This is a genomic window from Vibrio ostreae (genome assembly GCF_019226825.1).
GTDB lineage: Bacteria > Pseudomonadota > Gammaproteobacteria > Enterobacterales > Vibrionaceae > Vibrio > Vibrio ostreae.
In genome coordinates this window covers 2,888,128-2,913,569 of the sequence record NZ_CP076643.1, presented here as the reverse complement: position 1 = coordinate 2,913,569, position 25,442 = coordinate 2,888,128, and the positions used below count along the sequence as shown (strand labels likewise).

Annotated in this window: 7 protein-coding genes, 8 tRNA genes, 9 rRNA genes, 1 pseudogene and 1 riboswitch; of the genes and pseudogenes, 3 read left to right on the top strand and 22 right to left on the bottom strand. The window is 49.6% G+C overall.

Translation table 11 applies throughout. From position 1 onward, the window contains the following. Positions 1 to 243: 243 nt before the first annotated feature. The 17 genes from KNV97_RS19560 to KNV97_RS19480 form a co-directional block, all read right to left on the bottom strand. A tRNA-Asp gene (locus KNV97_RS19560) sits at positions 244 to 320 on the bottom strand. A gap of 79 nt (positions 321 to 399) precedes the next feature. Then, positions 400 to 515 (bottom strand): 5S ribosomal RNA (gene rrf / locus KNV97_RS19555). A gap of 89 nt (positions 516 to 604) precedes the next feature. Then, positions 605 to 3,494, bottom strand: a 23S ribosomal RNA gene (locus tag KNV97_RS19550). A 331-nt stretch (positions 3,495 to 3,825) separates the two neighbouring features. Beyond that, positions 3,826 to 3,901, bottom strand: a tRNA-Ala gene (locus KNV97_RS19545). A 42-nt stretch (positions 3,902 to 3,943) separates the two neighbouring features. Continuing rightward, positions 3,944 to 4,020, bottom strand: a tRNA-Ile gene (locus tag KNV97_RS19540). A 66-nt stretch (positions 4,021 to 4,086) separates the two neighbouring features. Next, positions 4,087 to 5,639: ribosomal RNA gene (locus KNV97_RS19535) — 16S ribosomal RNA — on the bottom strand. Positions 5,640 to 6,008: 369 nt separating this feature from the next. Beyond that, positions 6,009 to 6,124, bottom strand: a 5S ribosomal RNA gene (gene rrf / locus KNV97_RS19530). 168 nt (positions 6,125 to 6,292) lie between these two features. Further along, positions 6,293 to 9,183, bottom strand: a 23S ribosomal RNA gene (locus KNV97_RS19525). Positions 9,184 to 9,561: 378 nt separating this feature from the next. Continuing rightward, a tRNA-Val gene (locus tag KNV97_RS19520) sits at positions 9,562 to 9,637 on the bottom strand. 27 nt (positions 9,638 to 9,664) lie between these two features. Continuing rightward, positions 9,665 to 9,740 (bottom strand) — tRNA-Lys (locus KNV97_RS19515). Between the two features lie 19 nt (positions 9,741 to 9,759). Then, positions 9,760 to 9,835 (bottom strand) — tRNA-Glu (locus KNV97_RS19510). A gap of 68 nt (positions 9,836 to 9,903) precedes the next feature. Then, positions 9,904 to 11,457, bottom strand: a 16S ribosomal RNA gene (locus tag KNV97_RS19505). 391 nt (positions 11,458 to 11,848) lie between these two features. Further along, positions 11,849 to 11,964 (bottom strand): 5S ribosomal RNA (gene rrf / locus KNV97_RS19500). A 152-nt stretch (positions 11,965 to 12,116) separates the two neighbouring features. Further along, a 23S ribosomal RNA gene (locus tag KNV97_RS19495) occupies positions 12,117 to 15,009 on the bottom strand. 331 nt (positions 15,010 to 15,340) lie between these two features. Next, a tRNA-Ala gene (locus tag KNV97_RS19490) sits at positions 15,341 to 15,416 on the bottom strand. 42 nt (positions 15,417 to 15,458) lie between these two features. Continuing rightward, positions 15,459 to 15,535, bottom strand: a tRNA-Ile gene (locus tag KNV97_RS19485). Between the two features lie 66 nt (positions 15,536 to 15,601). Next, a 16S ribosomal RNA gene (locus KNV97_RS19480) occupies positions 15,602 to 17,154 on the bottom strand. The 16S, 23S and 5S rRNA genes sit together here with 8 tRNA genes alongside, the layout of an rRNA operon. A 596-nt stretch (positions 17,155 to 17,750) precedes the next feature. Here KNV97_RS19480 and KNV97_RS19475 point away from each other — a divergent pair. Continuing rightward, a complete protein-coding gene (locus tag KNV97_RS19475; RefSeq protein ID WP_136487359.1) occupies positions 17,751 to 18,212 on the top strand; it encodes an RNA recognition motif domain-containing protein in 462 nt (153 codons plus the stop codon). Here KNV97_RS19475 and murI read toward each other — a convergent pair. From murI to KNV97_RS19460, 3 genes and pseudogenes are all read right to left on the bottom strand, one after another. Then, entirely contained in the window at positions 18,166 to 18,975 is an 810-nt protein-coding gene (gene murI, locus KNV97_RS19470) for a glutamate racemase (RefSeq protein WP_218562611.1), read from the bottom strand. The genes KNV97_RS19475 and murI overlap by 47 nt on opposite strands. 47 nt (positions 18,976 to 19,022) lie before the next feature. After that, positions 19,023 to 19,205: pseudogene (locus tag KNV97_RS19465) on the bottom strand (Dph6-related ATP pyrophosphatase); the annotation flags it as partial. 149 nt (positions 19,206 to 19,354) lie between these two features. After that, complete coding sequence (locus tag KNV97_RS19460) at positions 19,355 to 21,124, bottom strand: TonB-dependent receptor domain-containing protein (protein ID WP_218562610.1); 1,770 nt, start codon at positions 21,122 to 21,124, stop codon at positions 19,355 to 19,357. Between the two features lie 49 nt (positions 21,125 to 21,173). Next, positions 21,174 to 21,368, bottom strand: a riboswitch (cobalamin riboswitch). 187 nt (positions 21,369 to 21,555) lie between these two features. On the opposite strand from KNV97_RS19460, the gene trmA reads away from it, so the two are divergent. Then, positions 21,556 to 22,665, top strand: coding sequence for a tRNA (uridine(54)-C5)-methyltransferase TrmA (gene trmA / locus KNV97_RS19455; RefSeq protein ID WP_218562609.1), 1,110 nt, complete (start codon positions 21,556 to 21,558; stop codon positions 22,663 to 22,665). Positions 22,666 to 22,737: 72 nt separating this feature from the next. Here trmA and KNV97_RS19450 read toward each other — a convergent pair whose 3' ends face one another. Together KNV97_RS19450 and fabR are read right to left on the bottom strand one after the other, a co-directional pair. Continuing rightward, a complete protein-coding gene (locus KNV97_RS19450; protein ID WP_136487354.1) occupies positions 22,738 to 23,109 on the bottom strand; it encodes a YijD family membrane protein in 372 nt (123 codons plus the stop codon). Then, complete coding sequence (fabR, locus tag KNV97_RS19445) at positions 23,109 to 23,750, bottom strand: HTH-type transcriptional repressor FabR (RefSeq protein WP_136487353.1); 642 nt, start codon at positions 23,748 to 23,750, stop codon at positions 23,109 to 23,111. The genes KNV97_RS19450 and fabR overlap by 1 nt, the downstream gene beginning before the upstream one ends. Before the next feature lie 287 nt (positions 23,751 to 24,037). Between fabR and sthA the strand changes: the two genes are divergently transcribed. Then, entirely contained in the window at positions 24,038 to 25,438 is a 1,401-nt protein-coding gene (gene sthA / locus KNV97_RS19440) for a Si-specific NAD(P)(+) transhydrogenase (protein WP_136487352.1), read from the top strand. Positions 25,439 to 25,442: the final 4 nt, after the last annotated feature.

Genomic DNA, 25,442 nt, shown 5'->3' with positions numbered 1-25,442 from the left:
GACTGGGTTTCTGTAAATAAGGGGCGGACGGCTGGGGTCGCACACGAGCGGGACTCGTCATCGCAACGCGATGAATTTAGTTCAGCTCAAACGAAAAAACCCCAGCATTTCTGCTAGGGTTTCGAATAAGTGGCGGACGGCCGGGCTGGCGCACCAGCGGGACTCGTTCGGCCAAAGGACGAAACACTTCTCTATCACCATAAACAAAAAACCCAGTCATAAGACTGGGTTTCTGTAAATAAGTGGCGGAGCGGACGGGACTCGAACCCGCGACCCCCGGCGTGACAGGCCGGTATTCTAACCAACTGAACTACCGCTCCGCATTGGTCAGACTATAAAAGTCTTTTTCATTTTTTGCTTTGAGCTTTTGCTTAAAAAAACTCAAAACAAGAAGTTTAAGCCTGGCGATGTTCTACTCTCACATGGGGAGGCCCCACACTACCATCGACGCTGTTTCGTTTCACTTCTGAGTTCGGAATGGAGTCAGGTGGGTCCAAAACGCTATGGTCGCCAAGCAAAATTTTAAAATTCGGAAAGCTGTTTAAATTCTCATACACATTCAATGTACTGGTCATTGAGTCCATCAAAACCCCTTGGGTGTTGTATGGTTAAGCCTCACGGGCAATTAGTACAGGTTAGCTCAACGCCTCACAACGCTTACACACCCTGCCTATCAACGTTCTAGTCTCGAACAACCCTTTAGGACACTTAAAGTGTCAGGGAAGACTCATCTCAGGGCTCGCTTCCCGCTTAGATGCTTTCAGCGGTTATCGATTCCGAACTTAGCTACCGGGCAATGCGTCTGGCGACACAACCCGAACACCAGAGGTTCGTCCACTCCGGTCCTCTCGTACTAGGAGCAGCCCCCTTCAATCTTCCAACGCCCACGGCAGATAGGGACCGAACTGTCTCACGACGTTCTAAACCCAGCTCGCGTACCACTTTAAATGGCGAACAGCCATACCCTTGGGACCGACTTCAGCCCCAGGATGTGATGAGCCGACATCGAGGTGCCAAACACCGCCGTCGATATGAACTCTTGGGCGGTATCAGCCTGTTATCCCCGGAGTACCTTTTATCCGTTGAGCGATGGCCCTTCCATTCAGAACCACCGGATCACTATGACCTGCTTTCGCACCTGCTCGAATTGTCATTCTCGCAGTCAAGCGGGCTTATGCCATTGCACTAACCTCACGATGTCCAACCGTGATTAGCCCACCTTCGTGCTCCTCCGTTACTCTTTGGGAGGAGACCGCCCCAGTCAAACTACCCACCAGGCACTGTCCTCGAACCGGATAACGGTCCAGAGTTAGAACATCAAACATACAAGGGTGGTATTTCAAGGACGGCTCCAACGCAACTGGCGTCACGTCTTCAAAGCCTCCCACCTATCCTACACATGTAGGTTCAATGTTCAGTGCCAAGCTGTAGTAAAGGTTCACGGGGTCTTTCCGTCTAGCCGCGGGTACACTGCATCTTCACAGCGATTTCAATTTCACTGAGTCTCGGGTGGAGACAGCGTGGCCATCATTACGCCATTCGTGCAGGTCGGAACTTACCCGACAAGGAATTTCGCTACCTTAGGACCGTTATAGTTACGGCCGCCGTTTACCGGGGCTTCGATCAAGAGCGTCGACCGAAGTCTAACCCCATCAATTAACCTTCCGGCACCGGGCAGGCGTCACACCGTATACGTCATCTTACGATTTTGCACAGTGCTGTGTTTTTAATAAACAGTTGCAGCCACCTGGTATCTGCGACTTCCAATAGCTCCATCCGCGAGGGACTTCACCGTCAGAAGCGTACCTTCTCCCGAAGTTACGGTACCATTTTGCCTAGTTCCTTCACCCGAGTTCTCTCAAGCGCCTTGGTATTCTCTACCCGACCACCTGTGTCGGTTTGGGGTACGATTCCTTACAATCTGAAGCTTAGAGGCTTTTCCTGGAAGCATGGCATCAATGACTTCATCACCGTAGTGACTCGACATCGTGTCTCAGCCTTACAGAGAGCCGGATTTACCTAACCCTCAAGCCTACGCACTTGAACCTGGACAACCGTCGCCAGGCCCACCTAGCCTTCTCCGTCCCCCCATCGCAATTGTAAGAAGTACGGGAATATTAACCCGTTTCCCATCGACTACGCCTTTCGGCCTCGCCTTAGGGGTCGACTTACCCTGCCCCGATTAACGTTGGACAGGAACCCTTGGTCTTCCGGCGAGGAGGTTTTTCACCCCCTTTATCGTTACTCATGTCAGCATTCGCACTTCTGATACCTCCAGCATGCCTTACAGCACACCTTCAACGGCTTACAGAACGCTCCCCTACCCAATGCGATAAATCGCATTGCCGCAGCTTCGGTTTACAGCTTAGCCCCGTTACATCTTCCGCGCAGGCCGACTCGACTAGTGAGCTATTACGCTTTCTTTAAATGATGGCTGCTTCTAAGCCAACATCCTAGCTGTCTGAGCCTTCCCACATCGTTTCCCACTTAGCTGTAATTTGGGACCTTAGCTGGCGGTCTGGGTTGTTTCCCTCTCCACGACGGACGTTAGCACCCGCCGTGTGTCTCCCGGATAGTACTTACTGGTATTCGGAGTTTGCAAAGGGTTGGTAAGTCGGGATGACCCCCTAGCCTTAACAGTGCTCTACCCCCAGTAGTATTCGTCCGAGGCGCTACCTAAATAGCTTTCGGGGAGAACCAGCTATCTCCGAGTTTGATTGGCCTTTCACCCCTAGCCACAAGTCATCCGCTAATTTTTCAACATTAGTCGGTTCGGTCCTCCAATTGATGTTACTCAATCTTCAACCTGCCCATGGCTAGATCACTCGGTTTCGGGTCTATATCCAGAGACTGAACGCCCAGTTAAGACTCGGTTTCCCTACGGCTCCCCTAAATGGTTAACCTTGCCACTGAATATAAGTCGCTGACCCATTATACAAAAGGTACGCAGTCACACCACGAAGGTGCTCCTACTGCTTGTACGTACACGGTTTCAGGTTCTATTTCACTCCCCTCACAGGGGTTCTTTTCGCCTTTCCCTCACGGTACTGGTTCACTATCGGTCAGTCAGGAGTATTTAGCCTTGGAGGATGGTCCCCCCATGTTCAGACAGGATAACACGTGTCCCGCCCTACTCGATTTCACTGAACATACGCTGTCGGCTACGGGGCTATCACCCTGTTTCGCGGTCCTTTCCAGAACCTTCACCTGACGCATGTAAAGCTTAAGGGCTAATCCAATTTCGCTCGCCGCTACTTTCGGAATCTCAATTGATTTCTTTTCCTCGGGGTACTTAGATGTTTCAGTTCCCCCGGTTCGCCTCATTAACCTATGTATTCAGTTAATGATACCTGCTTATGCAGGTGGGTTTCCCCATTCGGAAATCGTAGACTCAAGTGGCTCTTACTGCCTCATCTACGCTTATCGCAAGTTAGTACGTCCTTCATCGCCTCTGACTGCCAAGGCATCCACCGTGTACGCTTAGTCACTTAACCATACAACCCGAAGGAGTTTCGAGTTGATGAACCAAGTCACCAAGGTTTCGTTGTCTCTCATTATTTGAATGAGCGAGAGACTTTTCGATTTTGCCGGACTCAATTTTGAAACTTGTTAAACAAGCTTCTACCAAGCACACTTGAATGTGTTGTTGGTGTATTCCATTTCGGAATACATTGAGAACTTTACAAATAATATTTCGTTTATGAATAAACAAAAGATTATTTTGTCAGCTTTCCAAATTGTTAAAGAGCAAGATTCATATCTCTAATGAGATGAACCATGTTTAAGAGCACTGATTTCTTCTTTATGAAGGAATGCGCTTAAAGATGGTGGAGCTAAGCAGGATCGAACTGCTGACCTCCTGCGTGCAAGGCAGGCGCTCTCCCAGCTGAGCTATAGCCCCATCAGGTGTTGATACTGTGTGCCAATCTCCTGGGAGGAAGATTGGTGGGTCTGAGTGGACTCGAACCACCGACCTCTCGCTTATCAGGCGAACGCTCTAACCACCTGAGCTACAGACCCAGTATCGTCTCTTAAATCGTATAAACCATCAATCTGTGTGAACACTCATCGCAATAATCATTCGTATAAGGAGGTGATCCAGCGCCAGGTTCCCCTAGCGCTACCTTGTTACGACTTCACCCCAGTCATGAACCACAAAGTGGCAAGCGTCCTCCCGAAGGTTAAACTACCTGCTTCTTTTGCAGCCCACTCCCATGGTGTGACGGGCGGTGTGTACAAGGCCCGGGAACGTATTCACCGTGGCATTCTGATCCACGATTACTAGCGATTCCGACTTCATGGAGTCGAGTTGCAGACTCCAATCCGGACTACGACGCACTTTTTGGGATTCGCTCACTTTCGCAAGTTGGCCGCCCTCTGTATGCGCCATTGTAGCACGTGTGTAGCCCTACTCGTAAGGGCCATGATGACTTGACGTCGTCCCCACCTTCCTCCGGTTTATCACCGGCAGTCTCCCTGGAGTTCCCGACTTTACTCGCTGGCAAACAAGGATAAGGGTTGCGCTCGTTGCGGGACTTAACCCAACATTTCACAACACGAGCTGACGACAGCCATGCAGCACCTGTCTCTCAGTTCCCGAAGGCACAAGACTGTCTCCAGTCTCTTCTGAGGATGTCAAGAGTAGGTAAGGTTCTTCGCGTTGCATCGAATTAAACCACATGCTCCACCGCTTGTGCGGGCCCCCGTCAATTCATTTGAGTTTTAATCTTGCGACCGTACTCCCCAGGCGGTCTACTTAACGCGTTAGCTCCGAAAGCCACGGCTCAAGGCCACAACCTCCAAGTAGACATCGTTGACGGCGTGGACTACCAGGGTATCTAATCCTGTTTGCTCCCCACGCTTTCGCATCTGAGTGTCAGTATCTGTCCAGGGGGCCGCCTTCGCCACCGGTATTCCTTCAGATCTCTACGCATTTCACCGCTACACCTGAAATTCTACCCCCCTCTACAGTACTCTAGCCTGCCAGTTTCAAATGCAATTCCGAGGTTGAGCCCCGGGCTTTCACATCTGACTTAACAAACCACCTGCATGCGCTTTACGCCCAGTAATTCCGATTAACGCTCGCACCCTCCGTATTACCGCGGCTGCTGGCACGGAGTTAGCCGGTGCTTCTTCTGCAGCTAACGTCAAACGAATGCGCTATTAACACATCCGCCTTCCTCACTGCTGAAAGTACTTTACAACCCGAAGGCCTTCTTCATACACGCGGCATGGCTGCATCAGGCTTGCGCCCATTGTGCAATATTCCCCACTGCTGCCTCCCGTAGGAGTCTGGACCGTGTCTCAGTTCCAGTGTGGCTGATCATCCTCTCAGACCAGCTAGGGATCGTCGCCTTGGTGAGCCCTTACCTCACCAACTAGCTAATCCCACCTGGGCATATCCTGACGCGAGAGGCCCGAAGGTCCCCCTCTTTGGCCCGAAGGCATCATGCGGTATTAGCCATCGTTTCCAATGGTTATCCCCCACATCAGGGCAATTTCCCAGGCATTACTCACCCGTCCGCCGCTCGCCGCCCTTAACGTTCCCCGAAGGTTCAGTTAAGTCGCTGCCGCTCGACTTGCATGTGTTAGGCCTGCCGCCAGCGTTCAATCTGAGCCATGATCAAACTCTTCAATTTAAGATTTTGTTCGGCTCAATGAATACTGACTTCAAATTACCTTAGTAATTCAAAGCTATTACCATTCCAACAGAATGGTAATGAATTGACTGTGCTCGAATGATTGCTCATTCAAATTGGTCACTCAGTTCATTGATACCTAAGTTGATTCTTTAGAATCATCTTCGATTATCATCAACGAGTGCCCACACAGATTGATAGGTTTATATTGTTAAAGAGCATTTCTCTAAAAAGAGAAGGCTTTCAGTGCCTTAGCACCTGGGCAGGACGCGTATATTACGCTGTGCACCGTGAAAGTCAACATAAAACTTTAAGTTTTTTAAAAGCTTTATGGTGACTTGTCTAATTACTAGACAAGTACAAATATGAGCCTGGCGATGTTCTACTCTCACATGGGGAGGCCCCACACTACCATCGACGCTGTTTCGTTTCACTTCTGAGTTCGGAATGGAATCAGGTGGGTCCAAAACGCTATGGTCGCCAAGCAAAATTTTGTCAGGAACAAAATTTAACGCACTTTAGTGCGGCCCGAAGGGTTAACTACATGGATGTAGTTAATAAATTCAATTCCAAAATTCGGAAAGCTGTTTTCGTTCTCTTTACACATTCAATGTACTGGTCATTGAGTCCAATCAAAACCCCTTGGGTGTTGTATGGTTAAGCCTCACGGGCAATTAGTACAGGTTAGCTCAACGCCTCACAACGCTTACACACCCTGCCTATCAACGTTCTAGTCTCGAACAACCCTTTAGGATACTTAAAGTATCAGGGAAGACTCATCTCAGGGCTCGCTTCCCGCTTAGATGCTTTCAGCGGTTATCGATTCCGAACTTAGCTACCGGGCAATGCGTCTGGCGACACAACCCGAACACCAGAGGTTCGTCCACTCCGGTCCTCTCGTACTAGGAGCAGCCCCCTTCAATCTTCCAACGCCCACGGCAGATAGGGACCGAACTGTCTCACGACGTTCTAAACCCAGCTCGCGTACCACTTTAAATGGCGAACAGCCATACCCTTGGGACCGACTTCAGCCCCAGGATGTGATGAGCCGACATCGAGGTGCCAAACACCGCCGTCGATATGAACTCTTGGGCGGTATCAGCCTGTTATCCCCGGAGTACCTTTTATCCGTTGAGCGATGGCCCTTCCATTCAGAACCACCGGATCACTATGACCTGCTTTCGCACCTGCTCGAATTGTCATTCTCGCAGTCAAGCGGGCTTATGCCATTGCACTAACCTCACGATGTCCAACCGTGATTAGCCCACCTTCGTGCTCCTCCGTTACTCTTTGGGAGGAGACCGCCCCAGTCAAACTACCCACCAGGCACTGTCCTCGAACCGGATAACGGTCCAGAGTTAGAACATCAAACATACAAGGGTGGTATTTCAAGGACGGCTCCAACGCAACTGGCGTCACGTCTTCAAAGCCTCCCACCTATCCTACACATGTAGGTTCAATGTTCAGTGCCAAGCTGTAGTAAAGGTTCACGGGGTCTTTCCGTCTAGCCGCGGGTACACTGCATCTTCACAGCGATTTCAATTTCACTGAGTCTCGGGTGGAGACAGCGTGGCCATCATTACGCCATTCGTGCAGGTCGGAACTTACCCGACAAGGAATTTCGCTACCTTAGGACCGTTATAGTTACGGCCGCCGTTTACCGGGGCTTCGATCAAGAGCGTCGACCGAAGTCTAACCCCATCAATTAACCTTCCGGCACCGGGCAGGCGTCACACCGTATACGTCATCTTACGATTTTGCACAGTGCTGTGTTTTTAATAAACAGTTGCAGCCACCTGGTATCTGCGACTTCCAATAGCTCCATCCGCAAGGGACTTCACCGTCAGAAGCGTACCTTCTCCCGAAGTTACGGTACCATTTTGCCTAGTTCCTTCACCCGAGTTCTCTCAAGCGCCTTGGTATTCTCTACCCGACCACCTGTGTCGGTTTGGGGTACGATTCCTTACAATCTGAAGCTTAGAGGCTTTTCCTGGAAGCATGGCATCAATGACTTCACTACCGTAGTAGCTCGACGTCGTGTCTCAGCCTTACAGAGAGCCGGATTTACCTAACTCTCAAGCCTACGCACTTGAACCTGGACAACCGTCGCCAGGCCCACCTAGCCTTCTCCGTCCCCCCATCGCAATTGTAAGAAGTACGGGAATATTAACCCGTTTCCCATCGACTACGCCTTTCGGCCTCGCCTTAGGGGTCGACTTACCCTGCCCCGATTAACGTTGGACAGGAACCCTTGGTCTTCCGGCGAGGAGGTTTTTCACCCCCTTTATCGTTACTCATGTCAGCATTCGCACTTCTGATACCTCCAGCATGCCTTACAGCACACCTTCAACGGCTTACAGAACGCTCCCCTACCCAATGCGATAAATCGCATTGCCGCAGCTTCGGTTTACAGCTTAGCCCCGTTACATCTTCCGCGCAGGCCGACTCGACTAGTGAGCTATTACGCTTTCTTTAAATGATGGCTGCTTCTAAGCCAACATCCTAGCTGTCTGAGCCTTCCCACATCGTTTCCCACTTAGCTGTAATTTGGGACCTTAGCTGGCGGTCTGGGTTGTTTCCCTCTCCACGACGGACGTTAGCACCCGCCGTGTGTCTCCCGGATAGTACTTACTGGTATTCGGAGTTTGCAAAGGGTTGGTAAGTCGGGATGACCCCCTAGCCTTAACAGTGCTCTACCCCCAGTAGTATTCGTCCGAGGCGCTACCTAAATAGCTTTCGGGGAGAACCAGCTATCTCCGAGTTTGATTGGCCTTTCACCCCTAGCCACAAGTCATCCGCTAATTTTTCAACATTAGTCGGTTCGGTCCTCCAATTGATGTTACTCAATCTTCAACCTGCCCATGGCTAGATCACTCGGTTTCGGGTCTATATCCAGAGACTGAACGCCCAGTTAAGACTCGGTTTCCCTACGGCTCCCCTAAATGGTTAACCTTGCCACTGAATATAAGTCGCTGACCCATTATACAAAAGGTACGCAGTCACACCACGAAGGTGCTCCTACTGCTTGTACGTACACGGTTTCAGGTTCTATTTCACTCCCCTCACAGGGGTTCTTTTCGCCTTTCCCTCACGGTACTGGTTCACTATCGGTCAGTCAGGAGTATTTAGCCTTGGAGGATGGTCCCCCCATGTTCAGACAGGATAACACGTGTCCCGCCCTACTCGATTTCACTGAACATACGCTGTCGGCTACGGGGCTATCACCCTGTTTCGCGGTCCTTTCCAGAACCTTCACCTGACGCATGTAAAGCTTAAGGGCTAATCCAATTTCGCTCGCCGCTACTTTCGGAATCTCAATTGATTTCTTTTCCTCGGGGTACTTAGATGTTTCAGTTCCCCCGGTTCGCCTCATTAACCTATGTATTCAGTTAATGATACCTGCTTATGCAGGTGGGTTTCCCCCATTCGGAAATCGTAGACTCAAGTGGCTCTTACTGCCTCATCTACGCTTATCGCAAGTTAGTACGTCCTTCATCGCCTCTGACTGCCAAGGCATCCACCGTGTACGCTTAGTCACTTAACCATACAACCCGAAGGAGTTTCGAGTTGATGAACCAAGTCACCAAGGTTTCGTTGTCTCTCATTATTTGAATGAGCGAGAGACTTTTCGATTTTGCCGGACTCAATTTTGAAACTTGTTAAACAAGCTTCTACCAAGCACACTTGAATGTGTTGTTGGTGTATTCCATTTCGGAATACATTGAGAACTTTACAAATAATGTTTCGTTTACGAATAAACAAAAGATTATTTTGTCAGCTTTCCAAATTGTTAAAGAGCGTTGTTTCTTTCGAAACAGAGTACCTGTTTGGCACTTTCTAAAGATTCTCAGCGTCAGAAATCCGAACCACGTACGTTTTACTGAAGTGGTTTGGAATTTGAAATCCAAAAATACTTAGAGAGTGGTGGGCGATACCGGGTTCGAACCAGTGACCCCCTGCTTGTAAGGCAGGTGCTCTCCCAACTGAGCTAATCGCCCATCTTATTTTAATTCCCATGGAAGGAATGGTGGGTCGTGCAGGATTCGAACCTGCGACCAATTGATTAAAAGTCAACTGCTCTACCAACTGAGCTAACGACCCCTTTTATTTCACAAGGAAATGGTATCCCGTAGGGGAGTCGAACCCCTGTTACCGCCGTGAAAGGGCGGTGTCCTAGGCCTCTAGACGAACGGGACACTAAGATACTCTTCTTTATCTAAACCGTATCAATCTGTGTGAACACTCATCGCAATAATCATTCGTATAAGGAGGTGATCCAGCGCCAGGTTCCCCTAGCGCTACCTTGTTACGACTTCACCCCAGTCATGAACCACAAAGTGGCAAGCGTCCTCCCGAAGGTTAAACTACCTGCTTCTTTTGCAGCCCACTCCCATGGTGTGACGGGCGGTGTGTACAAGGCCCGGGAACGTATTCACCGTGGCATTCTGATCCACGATTACTAGCGATTCCGACTTCATGGAGTCGAGTTGCAGACTCCAATCCGGACTACGACGCACTTTTTGGGATTCGCTCACTCTCGCAAGTTGGCCGCCCTCTGTATGCGCCATTGTAGCACGTGTGTAGCCCTACTCGTAAGGGCCATGATGACTTGACGTCGTCCCCACCTTCCTCCGGTTTATCACCGGCAGTCTCCCTGGAGTTCCCGACTTTACTCGCTGGCAAACAAGGATAAGGGTTGCGCTCGTTGCGGGACTTAACCCAACATTTCACAACACGAGCTGACGACAGCCATGCAGCACCTGTCTCTCAGTTCCCGAAGGCACAAGACTGTCTCCAGTCTCTTCTGAGGATGTCAAGAGTAGGTAAGGTTCTTCGCGTTGCATCGAATTAAACCACATGCTCCACCGCTTGTGCGGGCCCCCGTCAATTCATTTGAGTTTTAATCTTGCGACCGTACTCCCCAGGCGGTCTACTTAACGCGTTAGCTCCGAAAGCCACGGCTCAAGGCCACAACCTCCAAGTAGACATCGTTGACGGCGTGGACTACCAGGGTATCTAATCCTGTTTGCTCCCCACGCTTTCGCATCTGAGTGTCAGTATCTGTCCAGGGGGCCGCCTTCGCCACCGGTATTCCTTCAGATCTCTACGCATTTCACCGCTACACCTGAAATTCTACCCCCCCTCTACAGTACTCTAGCCTGCCAGTTTCAAATGCAATTCCGAGGTTGAGCCCCGGGCTTTCACATCTGACTTAACAAACCACCTGCATGCGCTTTACGCCCAGTAATTCCGATTAACGCTCGCACCCTCCGTATTACCGCGGCTGCTGGCACGGAGTTAGCCGGTGCTTCTTCTGCAGCTAACGTCAAACGAATGCGCTATTAACACATCCGCCTTCCTCACTGCTGAAAGTACTTTACAACCCGAAGGCCTTCTTCATACACGCGGCATGGCTGCATCAGGCTTGCGCCCATTGTGCAATATTCCCCACTGCTGCCTCCCGTAGGAGTCTGGACCGTGTCTCAGTTCCAGTGTGGCTGATCATCCTCTCAGACCAGCTAGGGATCGTCGCCTTGGTGAGCCCTTACCTCACCAACTAGCTAATCCCACCTGGGCATATCCTGACGCGAGAGGCCCGAAGGTCCCCCTCTTTGGCCCGAAGGCATCATGCGGTATTAGCCATCGTTTCCAATGGTTATCCCCCACATCAGGGCAATTTCCCAGGCATTACTCACCCGTCCGCCGCTCGCCGCCCTTAACGTTCCCCGAAGGTTCAGTTAAGTCGCTGCCGCTCGACTTGCATGTGTTAGGCCTGCCGCCAGCGTTCAATCTGAGCCATGATCAAACTCTTCAATTTAAGATTTTGTTCGGCTCAATGAATACTGACTTCAAATTACCTTAGTAATTCAAAGCTATTACCATTCCAACAGAATGGTAATGAATTGACTGTGCTCGAATGATTGCTCATTCAAATTGGTCACTCAGTTCATTGATACCTAAGTTGATTCTTTAGAATCATCTTCGATTATCATCAACGAGTGCCCACACAGATTGATAGGTTTATATTGTTAAAGAGCTTTGCTTTCAGTGCCTTAACACCTGGGCAGGACGCGTATATTACGCTGTGCACCGTGAAAGTCAACATAAAACTTTAAGTTTTTTAAAAGCTTTATGGTGACTTGTCTGCTTAGTAGACAAGTGCGCCGTTTTGCTTTCAGATTTTCTAAAATCTGAAGACAAAAATAAGAGCCTGGCGATGTTCTACTCTCACATGGGGAGGCCCCACACTACCATCGACGCTGTTTCGTTTCACTTCTGAGTTCGGAATGGAGTCAGGTGGGTCCAAAACGCTATGGTCGCCAAGCAAAATTCTGTTTAACTACCGCTGTAAGCGATAATTACCTTTTATTTTCACTTTTTTAAAAGTGAAGACAAAAGATTGGAAAGCTGTTTTCGTTCTCATTACACATTCAATGTACTGGTCATTGAGTCCAATCAAAACCCCTTGGGTGTTGTATGGTTAAGCCTCACGGGCAATTAGTACAGGTTAGCTCAACGCCTCACAACGCTTACACACCCTGCCTATCAACGTTCTAGTCTCGAACAACCCTTTAGGACACTTAAAGTGTCAGGGAAGACTCATCTCAGGGCTCGCTTCCCGCTTAGATGCTTTCAGCGGTTATCGATTCCGAACTTAGCTACCGGGCAATGCGTCTGGCGACACAACCCGAACACCAGAGGTTCGTCCACTCCGGTCCTCTCGTACTAGGAGCAGCCCCCTTCAATCTTCCAACGCCCACGGCAGATAGGGACCGAACTGTCTCACGACGTTCTAAACCCAGCTCGCGTACCACTTTAAATGGCGAACAGCCATACCCTTGGGACCGACTTCAGCCCCAGGATGTGATGAGCCGACATCGAGGTGCCAAACACCGCCGTCGATATGAACTCTTGGGCGGTATCAGCCTGTTATCCCCGGAGTACCTTTTATCCGTTGAGCGATGGCCCTTCCATTCAGAACCACCGGATCACTATGACCTGCTTTCGCACCTGCTCGAATTGTCATTCTCGCAGTCAAGCGGGCTTATGCCATTGCACTAACCTCACGATGTCCAACCGTGATTAGCCCACCTTCGTGCTCCTCCGTTACTCTTTGGGAGGAGACCGCCCCAGTCAAACTACCCACCAGGCACTGTCCTCGAACCGGATAACGGTCCAGAGTTAGAACATCAAACATACAAGGGTGGTATTTCAAGGACGGCTCCAACGCAACTGGCGTCACGTCTTCAAAGCCTCCCACCTATCCTACACATGTAGGTTCAATGTTCAGTGCCAAGCTGTAGTAAAGGTTCACGGGGTCTTTCCGTCTAGCCGCGGGTACACTGCATCTTCACAGCGATTTCAATTTCACTGAGTCTCGGGTGGAGACAGCGTGGCCATCATTACGCCATTCGTGCAGGTCGGAACTTACCCGACAAGGAATTTCGCTACCTTAGGACCGTTATAGTTACGGCCGCCGTTTACCGGGGCTTCGATCAAGAGCGTCGACCGAAGTCTAACCCCATCAATTAACCTTCCGGCACCGGGCAGGCGTCACACCGTATACGTCATCTTACGATTTTGCACAGTGCTGTGTTTTTAATAAACAGTTGCAGCCACCTGGTATCTGCGACTTCCAATAGCTCCATCCGCGAGGGACTTCACCGTCAGAAGCGTACCTTCTCCCGAAGTTACGGTACCATTTTGCCTAGTTCCTTCACCCGAGTTCTCTCAAGCGCCTTGGTATTCTCTACCCGACCACCTGTGTCGGTTTGGGGTACGATTCCTTACAATCTGAAGCTTAGAGGCTTTTCCTGGAAGCATGGCATCAATGACTTCATCACCGTAGTGACTCGACATCGTGTCTCAGCCTTACAGAGAGCCGGATTTACCTAACCCTCAAGCCTACGCACTTGAACCTGGACAACCGTCGCCAGGCCCACCTAGCCTTCTCCGTCCCCCCCATCGCAATTGTAAGAAGTACGGGAATATTAACCCGTTTCCCATCGACTACGCCTTTCGGCCTCGCCTTAGGGGTCGACTTACCCTGCCCCGATTAACGTTGGACAGGAACCCTTGGTCTTCCGGCGAGGAGGTTTTTCACCCCCTTTATCGTTACTCATGTCAGCATTCGCACTTCTGATACCTCCAGCATGCCTTACAGCACACCTTCAACGGCTTACAGAACGCTCCCCTACCCAATGCGATAAATCGCATTGCCGCAGCTTCGGTTTACAGCTTAGCCCCGTTACATCTTCCGCGCAGGCCGACTCGACTAGTGAGCTATTACGCTTTCTTTAAATGATGGCTGCTTCTAAGCCAACATCCTAGCTGTCTGAGCCTTCCCACATCGTTTCCCACTTAGCTGTAATTTGGGACCTTAGCTGGCGGTCTGGGTTGTTTCCCTCTCCACGACGGACGTTAGCACCCGCCGTGTGTCTCCCGGATAGTACTTACTGGTATTCGGAGTTTGCAAAGGGTTGGTAAGTCGGGATGACCCCCTAGCCTTAACAGTGCTCTACCCCCAGTAGTATTCGTCCGAGGCGCTACCTAAATAGCTTTCGGGGAGAACCAGCTATCTCCGAGTTTGATTGGCCTTTCACCCCTAGCCACAAGTCATCCGCTAATTTTTCAACATTAGTCGGTTCGGTCCTCCAATTGATGTTACTCAATCTTCAACCTGCCCATGGCTAGATCACTCGGTTTCGGGTCTATATCCAGAGACTGAACGCCCAGTTAAGACTCGGTTTCCCTACGGCTCCCCTAAATGGTTAACCTTGCCACTGAATATAAGTCGCTGACCCATTATACAAAAGGTACGCAGTCACACCACGAAGGTGCTCCTACTGCTTGTACGTACACGGTTTCAGGTTCTATTTCACTCCCCTCACAGGGGGTTCTTTTCGCCTTTCCCTCACGGTACTGGTTCACTATCGGTCAGTCAGGAGTATTTAGCCTTGGAGGATGGTCCCCCCATGTTCAGACAGGATAACACGTGTCCCGCCCTACTCGATTTCACTGAACATACGCTGTCGGCTACGGGGCTATCACCCTGTTTCGCGGTCCTTTCCAGAACCTTCACCTGACGCATGTAAAGCTTAAGGGCTAATCCAATTTCGCTCGCCGCTACTTTCGGAATCTCAATTGATTTCTTTTCCTCGGGGTACTTAGATGTTTCAGTTCCCCCGGTTCGCCTCATTAACCTATGTATTCAGTTAATGATACCTGCTTATGCAGGTGGGTTTCCCCCATTCGGAAATCGTAGACTCAAGTGGCTCTTACTGCCTCATCTACGCTTATCGCAAGTTAGTACGTCCTTCATCGCCTCTGACTGCCAAGGCATCCACCGTGTACGCTTAGTCACTTAACCATACAACCCGAAGGAGTTTCGAGTTGATGAACCAAGTCACCAAGGTTTCGTTGTCTCTCATTATTTGAATGAGCGAGAGACTTTTCGATTTTGCCGGACTCAATTTTGAAACTTGTTAAACAAGCTTCTACCAAGCACACTTGAATGTGTTGTTGGTGTATTCCATTTCGGAATACATTGAGAACTTTACAAATAATATTTCGTTTATGAATAAACAAAAGATTATTTTGTCAGCTTTCCAAATTGTTAAAGAGCAAGATTCATATCTCTAATGAGATGAACCATGTTTAAGAGCACTGATTTCTTCTTTATGAAGGAATGCGCTTAAAGATGGTGGAGCTAAGCAGGATCGAACTGCTGACCTCCTGCGTGCAAGGCAGGCGCTCTCCCAGCTGAGCTATAGCCCCATCAGGTGTTGATACTGTGTGCCAATCTCCTGGGAGGAAGATTGGTGGGTCTGAGTGGACTCGAACCACCGACCTCTCGCTTATCAGGCGAACGCTCTAACCACCTGAGCTACAGACCCAGTATCGTCTCTTAAATCGTATAAACCATCAATCTGTGTGAACACTCATCGCAATAATCATTCGTATAAGGAGGTGATCCAGCGCCAGGTTCCCCTAGCGCTACCTTGTTACGACTTCACCCCAGTCATGAACCACAAAGTGGCAAGCGTCCTCCCGAAGGTTAAACTACCTGCTTCTTTTGCAGCCCACTCCCATGGTGTGACGGGCGGTGTGTACAAGGCCCGGGAACGTATTCACCGTGGCATTCTGATCCACGATTACTAGCGATTCCGACTTCATGGAGTCGAGTTGCAGACTCCAATCCGGACTACGACGCACTTTTTGGGATTCGCTCACTTTCGCAAGTTGGCCGCCCTCTGTATGCGCCATTGTAGCACGTGTGTAGCCCTACTCGTAAGGGCCATGATGACTTGACGTCGTCCCCACCTTCCTCCGGTTTATCACCGGCAGTCTCCCTGGAGTTCCCGACTTTACTCGCTGGCAAACAAGGATAAGGGTTGCGCTCGTTGCGGGACTTAACCCAACATTTCACAACACGAGCTGACGACAGCCATGCAGCACCTGTCTCTCAGTTCCCGAAGGCACAAGACTGTCTCCAGTCTCTTCTGAGGATGTCAAGAGTAGGTAAGGTTCTTCGCGTTGCATCGAATTAAACCACATGCTCCACCGCTTGTGCGGGCCCCCGTCAATTCATTTGAGTTTTAATCTTGCGACCGTACTCCCCAGGCGGTCTACTTAACGCGTTAGCTCCGAAAGCCACGGCTCAAGGCCACAACCTCCAAGTAGACATCGTTGACGGCGTGGACTACCAGGGTATCTAATCCTGTTTGCTCCCCACGCTTTCGCATCTGAGTGTCAGTATCTGTCCAGGGGGCCGCCTTCGCCACCGGTATTCCTTCAGATCTCTACGCATTTCACCGCTACACCTGAAATTCTACCCCCCTCTACAGTACTCTAGCCTGCCAGTTTCAAATGCAATTCCGAGGTTGAGCCCCGGGCTTTCACATCTGACTTAACAAACCACCTGCATGCGCTTTACGCCCAGTAATTCCGATTAACGCTCGCACCCTCCGTATTACCGCGGCTGCTGGCACGGAGTTAGCCGGTGCTTCTTCTGCAGCTAACGTCAAACGAATGCGCTATTAACACATCCGTCTTCCTCACTGCTGAAAGTACTTTACAACCCGAAGGCCTTCTTCATACACGCGGCATGGCTGCATCAGGCTTGCGCCCATTGTGCAATATTCCCCACTGCTGCCTCCCGTAGGAGTCTGGACCGTGTCTCAGTTCCAGTGTGGCTGATCATCCTCTCAGACCAGCTAGGGATCGTCGCCTTGGTGAGCCCTTACCTCACCAACTAGCTAATCCCACCTGGGCATATCCTGACGCGAGAGGCCCGAAGGTCCCCCTCTTTGGCCCGAAGGCATCATGCGGTATTAGCCATCGTTTCCAATGGTTATCCCCCACATCAGGGCAATTTCCCAGGCATTACTCACCCGTCCGCCGCTCGCCGCCCTTAACGTTCCCCGAAGGTTCAGTTAAGTCGCTGCCGCTCGACTTGCATGTGTTAGGCCTGCCGCCAGCGTTCAATCTGAGCCATGATCAAACTCTTCAATTTAAGATTTTGTTCGGCTCAATGAATACTGACTTCAAATTACCTTAGTAATTCAAAGCTATTACCATTCCAACAGAATGGTAATGAATTGACTGTGCTCGAATGATTGCTCATTCAAATTGGTCACTCAGTTCATTGATACCTAAGTTGATTCTTTAGAATCATCTTCGATTATCATCAACGAGTGCCCACACAGATTGATAGGTTTATATTGTTAAAGAGCATTTCCACCAGCAAAACCTTCGCTTTAAGCGCCGTTGCCAGGGGTGCGTATAATACGCTAAACTTTTTCAGAGTCAATCGTTATTTTCAAACTTTCTTAACTCTTTACCGCTAACCACTTTGTGATATTTGTCTCACTCCGTGTCGGTGAGGCGGCATTATAGGGAGGTCTGGAATTATGACAAGCACTTTTTGCAAATAATTTCCCGTTCGCTTAAAAAGCCACCAAATGGCTGTTTATCGAATAAAATTCCAACATTTGAGGGGGGTCACAGCAATTGGTTGGAAAAAAACGAAGCATATACGTAAGATTCATGTGTCTATTTTGTTAATCTAGGCACGCATCTTATTTTTATGCTGAAAAGTAGTATTCCAATATGAACTCAAAAAAATCGATGTTATGGATAGTCGTCCTTATTGTTTTAGGCGCTATCATTTTCTCTCAGGTATCAACTCACCCTTCCGTGAGCTTTGTGCTTGGTGTTGTGGCAGCAGCAATTATCTTTAAACTTTTTACTTCCACATCGTCGCCATTCAAATCTCAGGATGAATCTTCAACGGCAACCAAAACTTTGTATGTAGGTAATCTGCCATATAAAGCAAACGAATCTCACGTCCGTGATCTGTTTGCTCAACATGGTGAAGTGTTCGCAGTTCGTCTGATGAAAGACAAACGAACAGGTAAGCGTCGCGGATTTGGTTTTGTGGTAATGGCAGCTGGCCATGCGCAAACCGCCATTGATGCTTTAAACGAAAAGGATTATATGCAGCGTACTCTGAAAGTACGAATTGCTAATGATCCAAAACACCCTGAAGAGGGTATGGGCGAACAGGACTAAAGCCGAGTTGCGCCAGCGTTCGATTCAACGCATCTTCCTGCCAGGGAGGTGCGCTGGAGAAGATGTTGTGCGCACTCTCCTGCTGCTCACCAGCACTAATCTCCAATAACTCTTCTACCCGACGAGCGATCGCTTGGCCGGAGTCCACCAAGATGACCTCCTCTCCCAACACTGTCTGGATCTCTGCCTTGATAAGTGGGAAATGAGTGCATCCCAATACCGCTACATCAATCTGATTATGAAGCGGACTCAAGATTGTGGCCAACTCCTCCAAATCGACAGGTTGACCTCGCAACTTTTCTTCAGCCATATCCACCAGCCGGGTTGATCCCAAAAGCTCGACACTTTTATTCAATGCAAAATCACGGATCAGATCGTGAGTATACTGGCGGGTAATAGTCGCAGGCGTTGCGATTAAGCCCACGGCCTTATGCGCCAGTACAGATGCCGGCTTTATCGCTGGTACCACACCGACCACAGGAATATTCAATCTGGACCGAAGAACAGGTAATACAATGGTGCTCGCAGTATTACAGGCGATAATGACAATATCGAACCCCTGCTGCTCGACTAACCCAGTCACCAAAGCTTCAACCCGATGCAGAAGTGTATCCTGCGCCAGTTCACCATATGGGTATGCGGCATTATCAAACAGGTAGGTATAACTGAGTTGCGGCAAGCGCGCCTGTATTTCACGGTAGACCGACAAGCCGCCGACACCGGAATCAAATATAAGTGCTTTGTATTGGGGATGATCAGACACGTGGTACCCTGATGGTCACATCATTAGGAAGATAATAAACGCCCTGATCATACTCCCTCTTCCGGATTAGGCAACTCCTGCCCATCCAGGTAAATGCGCGCCAGATAACGCTGATGACAAAAACGCTCACCACACAGCACAGAAGTGAGCGTGAGCTCAATCCGGCCGCGAAAGACCGGAGCCCAGGTCACGAGGATATGAAATTCACCGTTCTCACCACAAGGGGCAATAGCTCAGGTTCGGCACTCTCCTGTAATCTGAGCAGAGTTAAGGTGTAATCTTTACCGCTGACCAACTCAGCACGACATTTTTCATGATGGCTCCCGCATTTTGAACATCCCCAAGAAAGCAAAAACCGCCCGAAGGCGGCTTCACTTGGTTAGAACTGGTACGCGACAGTCGCGTAGTATTTACGCTCTGGAGTCAGATAACCGGCCGCGGTCTCATACTCTTTATCGAATAAGTTACCCACTTTTCCGGAAAGAGTAACACCATTCGTGAATCGATAAGCGGTAGAGATATCGACTAGCGAGTAAGCAGCTAGCTTATCTTCGTTTGAGGAATCATCAAAACGTTTACCTTGGAATAGGTAATCCATATTGAATGACCACTGGTCTAACTCATAAAACAGATTCCACTTAGCGCTGTGCTTGGCACGACGGGCCAACTCGTTACCTGTTTCTTTATCTTCCGCATCAGTTAAATCATACGAAAGTTTGTGCTGTAACGGGCCAGTTTCAAACGACGCTCCGACTTCAAGACCATTAATCGTCACTTCACCATAGTTCTGCAACGGTGATGAACCAATCATATCAGTCAGTTCATTACGGTATATATTGAAGCGAAAATCTGCGAACTCGTATTGGGCCGTCATACCCACTTCATAGTTCTTTGATTTTTCAGGTTTAATATCTGGATTGCCATAACCTGGGTAATAAAGTTGGTTAAATGTCGGCGCTTTAAAAGCCGTCCCCGCGTTTGCCGTCACCCGATACACGTCGTTGATTTTATAACCAGCACCCAGTTGCCAGGTAGTATTCTGACCATAACGCTGGTTGTCGTCACTGCGCACAGCGGCTTCAACATTGTATTGTTCAGCCTGATACAAAGATGATAGGTAGACACCCAAGTTGGTACGTGAGCTTTCGTCATAACCTACCGTCGATTGAGAAACATCATCTTTAAACCAGTTAATCCCTACTCCGACAGATAGCGCGTTGCTCAAAGCATATTGGTTATCAAAAGAGAATTCGTGACGATCGGTCTGGTACAGGCTTTTATCTGAGGCAGCAGTAAAGCTATTTGACTTATCCTGATTAGTGCTCGCGGTCAGTCGGGATTGCAATATCTCATCATGGTAGTTAAGACGTGTCACAATGTTGTACAAGGTCTCATCACCACGCACATAATAGCCGTCAAATTCTACATCGCCCTCTTCCGCCATCACCAATAAGCCGACATCCCAGTTATTGTTAATGGTGTAGTTGGCGTTAGCAGTAACACTTTTCGCGCGATAACCATCATCATCAGGATCACTGGTTTGCACTGAATAGCCGTCAGTATCAACGCCTGATAAACCCAATGACATATGCAGATCGTCCGTTACCTGTCCAGAAGTCAACAGTTGACCTGAATAATAGTTGTCGCTGCCAGCTGTGGCTGAGATTTGATGTTCAGAGCCCTGAGTGGCGGTAATAATATTAATCACACCACCAATCGCATCTGAGCCATACAGTGCAGCTCGGCTGCCACGCAAAAACTCAATACGTTCAACACCCACTAATGGAATCGCTGAGATTGAAGCGGTACCTGTAGTCGCACTACCAAAACGCACGCCATCAATCAAAACCAGAACATGACTGGAGTTTGTACCGCGTACAAACAAACTTTGTGTCTGACCATAGCCACCGTTGGCTGCAACCTGAACACCAGGCAGGGTTCGCAACACTTCCAACACATTGTTGGCCTGAATGCGTTCGATATCCTGACGAGTCACCACTTCAATTGGTGAGGTGGTTGATTGCAGAGTCTGTGCAAAACGGTTCGCCGTCACGACGACAGTTTCATCTGCAGCAGTGTCCTGCGCCAAAGACACAGGGGCGTAAGGAAGCAGCGATGCAACTGCCATCGCCAGAAGGGATTTATTCATTATATTGTCCTAAATCGCGTTAAACCGACTGAGCATCACTGGATTCCACTACTTCGCTCAGTTGCTGGCAGGTCTTCGGACTTGAGAGCACTGTCACCTACTTACTCGACTTCCCACTTATGCAGTGTCCTTTGAGTTTTCGTTCTCTCTTACCGCTGCGCGTCAGTTCTGGATTCGCACCAGATTCCCTTTTCAGTTTTTAGACGTCTAGGTTGCTAAAAACACCAGCTTGGGCGTGATAGTATGCACCCATCAATGAATTGTCTAGCTGAGATTATCTTCAACTATATTTTTAACCATTCCGATGTTGTGATGAGAGCAAAACACAACGAATCGGGGACAAGACTGGACAAGCGCGCGGGATTGAATAAAATCTGCGCTCTTTTATTGAAAGTACTTTCTATTTCACTGCACCACAAAAAGGTAAAACCATGGCGACTCTTGATGTAAACCCGAACCAATACCAAGCACAGCTGGAAGAAAAGGTCTCGCGCCTGACCGATATGTTCCAGGCTTACCAAGTGCCGGAATTGGAAGTGTTCGAGTCTCCGCAGCAGTATTACCGTATGCGTGCAGAATTCCGCGTCTGGCACGAAGGCGACGACATGTACTACATCATGTTCAACCAGGAAACGCGCGAAAAATACCGCGTTGACCAGTTCCCGGCCGCCAGTCGTCTGATTAACGATTTGATGCCGTTACTGATTGATGCGATGAAAGACAATGACACCCTGCGCCGTAAACTGTTCCAGGTGGATTTCCTCTCAACCCTGAGCGGCGAAGTACTGGTCTCACTGCTTTACCACCGTCAGTTGGATGAAGAGTGGAAAGCAGCGGCTGACAAGCTGAAACAGCGCCTGAATGATGAAGGCTTTAATCTTAACCTGATTGGCCGTGCGCGTAAGATGAAAATCGTGATGGACCGTGACTATGTGGTGGAGAAACTGCACGTCAACGGCCAGCCATACATTTATCAGCAGGTAGAGAACAGCTTTACCCAGCCTAACGGTAAAGTGGCAGAAAAAATGCTGGAATGGGCGGTCGACTGTACTCAGGACAGTCAGGGTGATCTGCTGGAGCTGTACTGTGGTAACGGTAACTTCTCCCTGGCTCTGGCGCAGAACTTCGAGCGTGTTCTGGCAACCGAGCTGGCCAAGCCGTCTGTTGAATCGGCACAATACAACATTGCCGCCAACCACATCGACAACGTGCAGATCATTCGCATGTCGGCGGAAGACTTTACCCAGGCGATGGAAGGCAAACGTGAGTTCAACCGCCTGAAAGATGCCGGTGTGGACCTGAAAAGCTACAACTGCAACACCATTTTTGTCGACCCGCCACGCTCTGGTATGGATGTCGATACCTGTAAAATGGTGCAAGGCTACCAACGTATCCTGTACATCTCCTGCAATCCGGAAACACTGAAAGAGAACTTGGATATCCTCGGTCAAACCCACAACGTGACCCGTTTTGCCCTGTTTGACCAGTTTCCTTACACCCACCACATGGAAGCGGGTGTACTGCTTGAGCGCAAAGCGTAAGCCTTACTGCCAACAAAAAACGAGCCACATGGCTCGTTTTTTACTTTCGATCTTGTGCAACCGGAATCCCGGTTAAGAAGCGCGGCCCAGGTAACCCAGCTTTCTGCCAATCCACACCAGCAGTAACAACGCCACAATAATGGCAAAGAAGTTAGAGCCAGAATCCGGGTACTGCGCTTTGACAAACGCATTATGACCAAATGCACCGACAAAGAAACACGCCAGGCCGACCAGAGGAATATCCTCTGACACCGGGTGGCTGAGGTACTCCTGGTACAACGCCTGTACTGACAACACCAGTGCAATCACCGGAAAAATAGAAAAAGAAATTTCACTCATGGTCAACCAGGACAAAAGTGCGTCTCCGCACATACCGGCCACGACCGCCAATACCAGAGTTTTCCGTTCTGAACCTTGTTTGGTTTTGCTGCTATCCTTCGACATTAATCTATCCCGCCTTTGAGTCGATTACGTTCACGTTCTTTGCGATACCAGAATGCACCCTTGGCAATCATTCGCAACTGCATGATAAGGCGCTCCGCCAATTCATCACGTGAGCGCCGGTCTAAATCCAGCGCCTGAGCACCGGAGCTGAATACCAGAGTCACAGAAGCTTCGGCCTGAGTTGTGGCCTCTTCCCTGTTCATACCAGTATTCACCAGATATTCAGTTAATTCCGCAGAAAAGTGCTCAATTTCTCGAGCTACTGCGGCACGAAATTCAAATGACGTGCCGGAACGTTCGCGGAGTAATAAACGAAACACGTTCGGGCTGCTTTCAATGAATTCCATAAAGGTCTCTACCGAGGTACGGATTACGCTGCCTTCTTTGACGATCCGCTGACGCGCCTGACGCATCAACTGCCGCAGCAATAAACCACCTTCATCCACCATGGTGAGCCCGAGCTCATCCATATCTTTAAAATGGCGATAAAAGGACGTCGGAGCAATCCCGGCTTCGCGGGCAACTTCCCGCAAGCTCAGATTGGAAAAACTCCGATCCGCACTCAGTTGGCTGAATGCAGCATCTATCAGTGAACGACGCGTTTTCTCTTTTTGCTGTGCACGAATACCCGTGGATTTCATACTGCGTTAGTTCTCTGCCTGACCCGAAATGTTGGCTCATACTATAACGCGAATGTGAAACTTGTCTAAGGGGCAAAATGCGTCTGTTTGAAGCAACAGACAATTTCGCGACTGCGTCATCACGCTAAGCGCTGGCCGTTATCCATCACTCTAGAGTTAATCACCTAAATTTTTGCCGTTTATAGCGTGATCCTCTGCACTCTGTGATGGGAACGCGATTTACCACACGACAGAATCAGTTAAAATATCGCTACAGCAATGTTAAGTGAATATAACAAGGAAATCCTATGGCACAACCTAACCACTTTGACGTCATTGTAATCGGTAGCGGCCCGGGCGGTGAAGGGGCCGCTATGGGGCTCACCAAAGCGGGAATGAATGTCGCCATCATAGAGAAAGAAAACGGTGTCGGCGGCGGATGTACCCACTGGGGAACCATACCTTCCAAGGCGTTACGTCATGCGGTTAGCCGGATCATTGAATTCAACAGTAACCCGCTCTTTTGCAAAAACAACACCAGCCTGCATGCGACCTTCTCCAATATTCTTGGCCATGCAAAATCCGTGATTGATAAACAGACCCGTCTGCGCCAGGGCTTTTATGACCGCAATGAGTGCTCACTGATTTTTGGTAGCGCCCATTTTGTCGATGCTCATACCGTCGCGGTGACCAAGAGTGACAACACGGTTGACCTTTACACTGCCGATAAGTTTATTATCGCCACCGGTTCACGTCCTTATCGCCCGGCTGATGTTGATTTCGATCACTCGCGTATTTACGACAGCGATTCGATTCTGAGCCTGAAACATGACCCAAGACACATCATCATATATGGAGCCGGTGTGATTGGTTGTGAGTATGCCTCAATTTTTCGCGGGTTGGGGGTGAAAACCGACTTAATTAATACCCGAGACCGACTCCTGGCTTTCCTCGACAATGAAATCTCCGATGCTCTGTCCTATCACTTCTGGAACAGCGGTGTGATCATCCGCAACGATGAAACCTATGAGAAAATTGAAGGTACCGAAGATGGCGTGATTGTCCATCTCAAGTCGGGCAAGAAGATGAAAGCTGACTGTATCCTGTATGCCAATGGTCGCACCGGTAATACCGACAAACTGAACCTGGAAGTAGTCGGCCTGAGTCCGGACTCGCGCGGCCAGTTGAAAGTTAACGGCAACTACCAGACTGACGTCGACCATATCTATGCGGTCGGTGATGTTATCGGCTACCCTAGCCTGGCCAGTGCCGCCTACGATCAGGGCCGCTTTACCGCCCAGGCGATTACCCAGGGCAGCGCAACCAACAAACTGATTGAGGATATTCCGACCGGTATTTACACCATTCCGGAAATCAGCTCAGTGGGTCGTACCGAGCAGGAACTGACCGCCGCCAAAGTCCCGTATGAAGTCGGCCGCTCCTCGTTTAAACATCTGGCACGCGCACAAATTGCCGGCATGGATGTGGGCAGTCTGAAAATCCTGTTCCATCGTGAAACCAGAGAAATTCTCGGCATTCACTGCTTTGGTGAACGTGCCGCGGAAATCATCCATATCGGTCAGGCGATCATGGAGCAGAAAGGTGAAGCCAATACCATTGAGTATTTCGTTAACACTACCTTCAACTACCCGACCATGGCGGAAGCTTACCGGGTCGCCGCGTTGAATGGTTTGAATCGCCTGTTCTGAATGG

What these genes read in the sequence shown, in the direction of transcription:
- KNV97_RS19475 (WP_136487359.1), top strand. Translation starts at nt 17,751, where the DNA reads ATGAACTCAAAAAAATCGATGTTATGGATAGTCGTCCTTATTGTTTTA.
- KNV97_RS19460 (WP_218562610.1), bottom strand. Translation starts at nt 21,124, where the DNA reads ATGAATAAATCCCTTCTGGCGATGGCAGTTGCATCGCTGCTTCCTTAC.
- trmA (WP_218562609.1), top strand. Translation starts at nt 21,556, where the DNA reads ATGGCGACTCTTGATGTAAACCCGAACCAATACCAAGCACAGCTGGAA.
- KNV97_RS19450 (WP_136487354.1), bottom strand. Translation starts at nt 23,109, where the DNA reads ATGTCGAAGGATAGCAGCAAAACCAAACAAGGTTCAGAACGGAAAACT.
- fabR (WP_136487353.1), bottom strand. Translation starts at nt 23,750, where the DNA reads ATGAAATCCACGGGTATTCGTGCACAGCAAAAAGAGAAAACGCGTCGT.
- sthA (WP_136487352.1), top strand. Translation starts at nt 24,038, where the DNA reads ATGGCACAACCTAACCACTTTGACGTCATTGTAATCGGTAGCGGCCCG.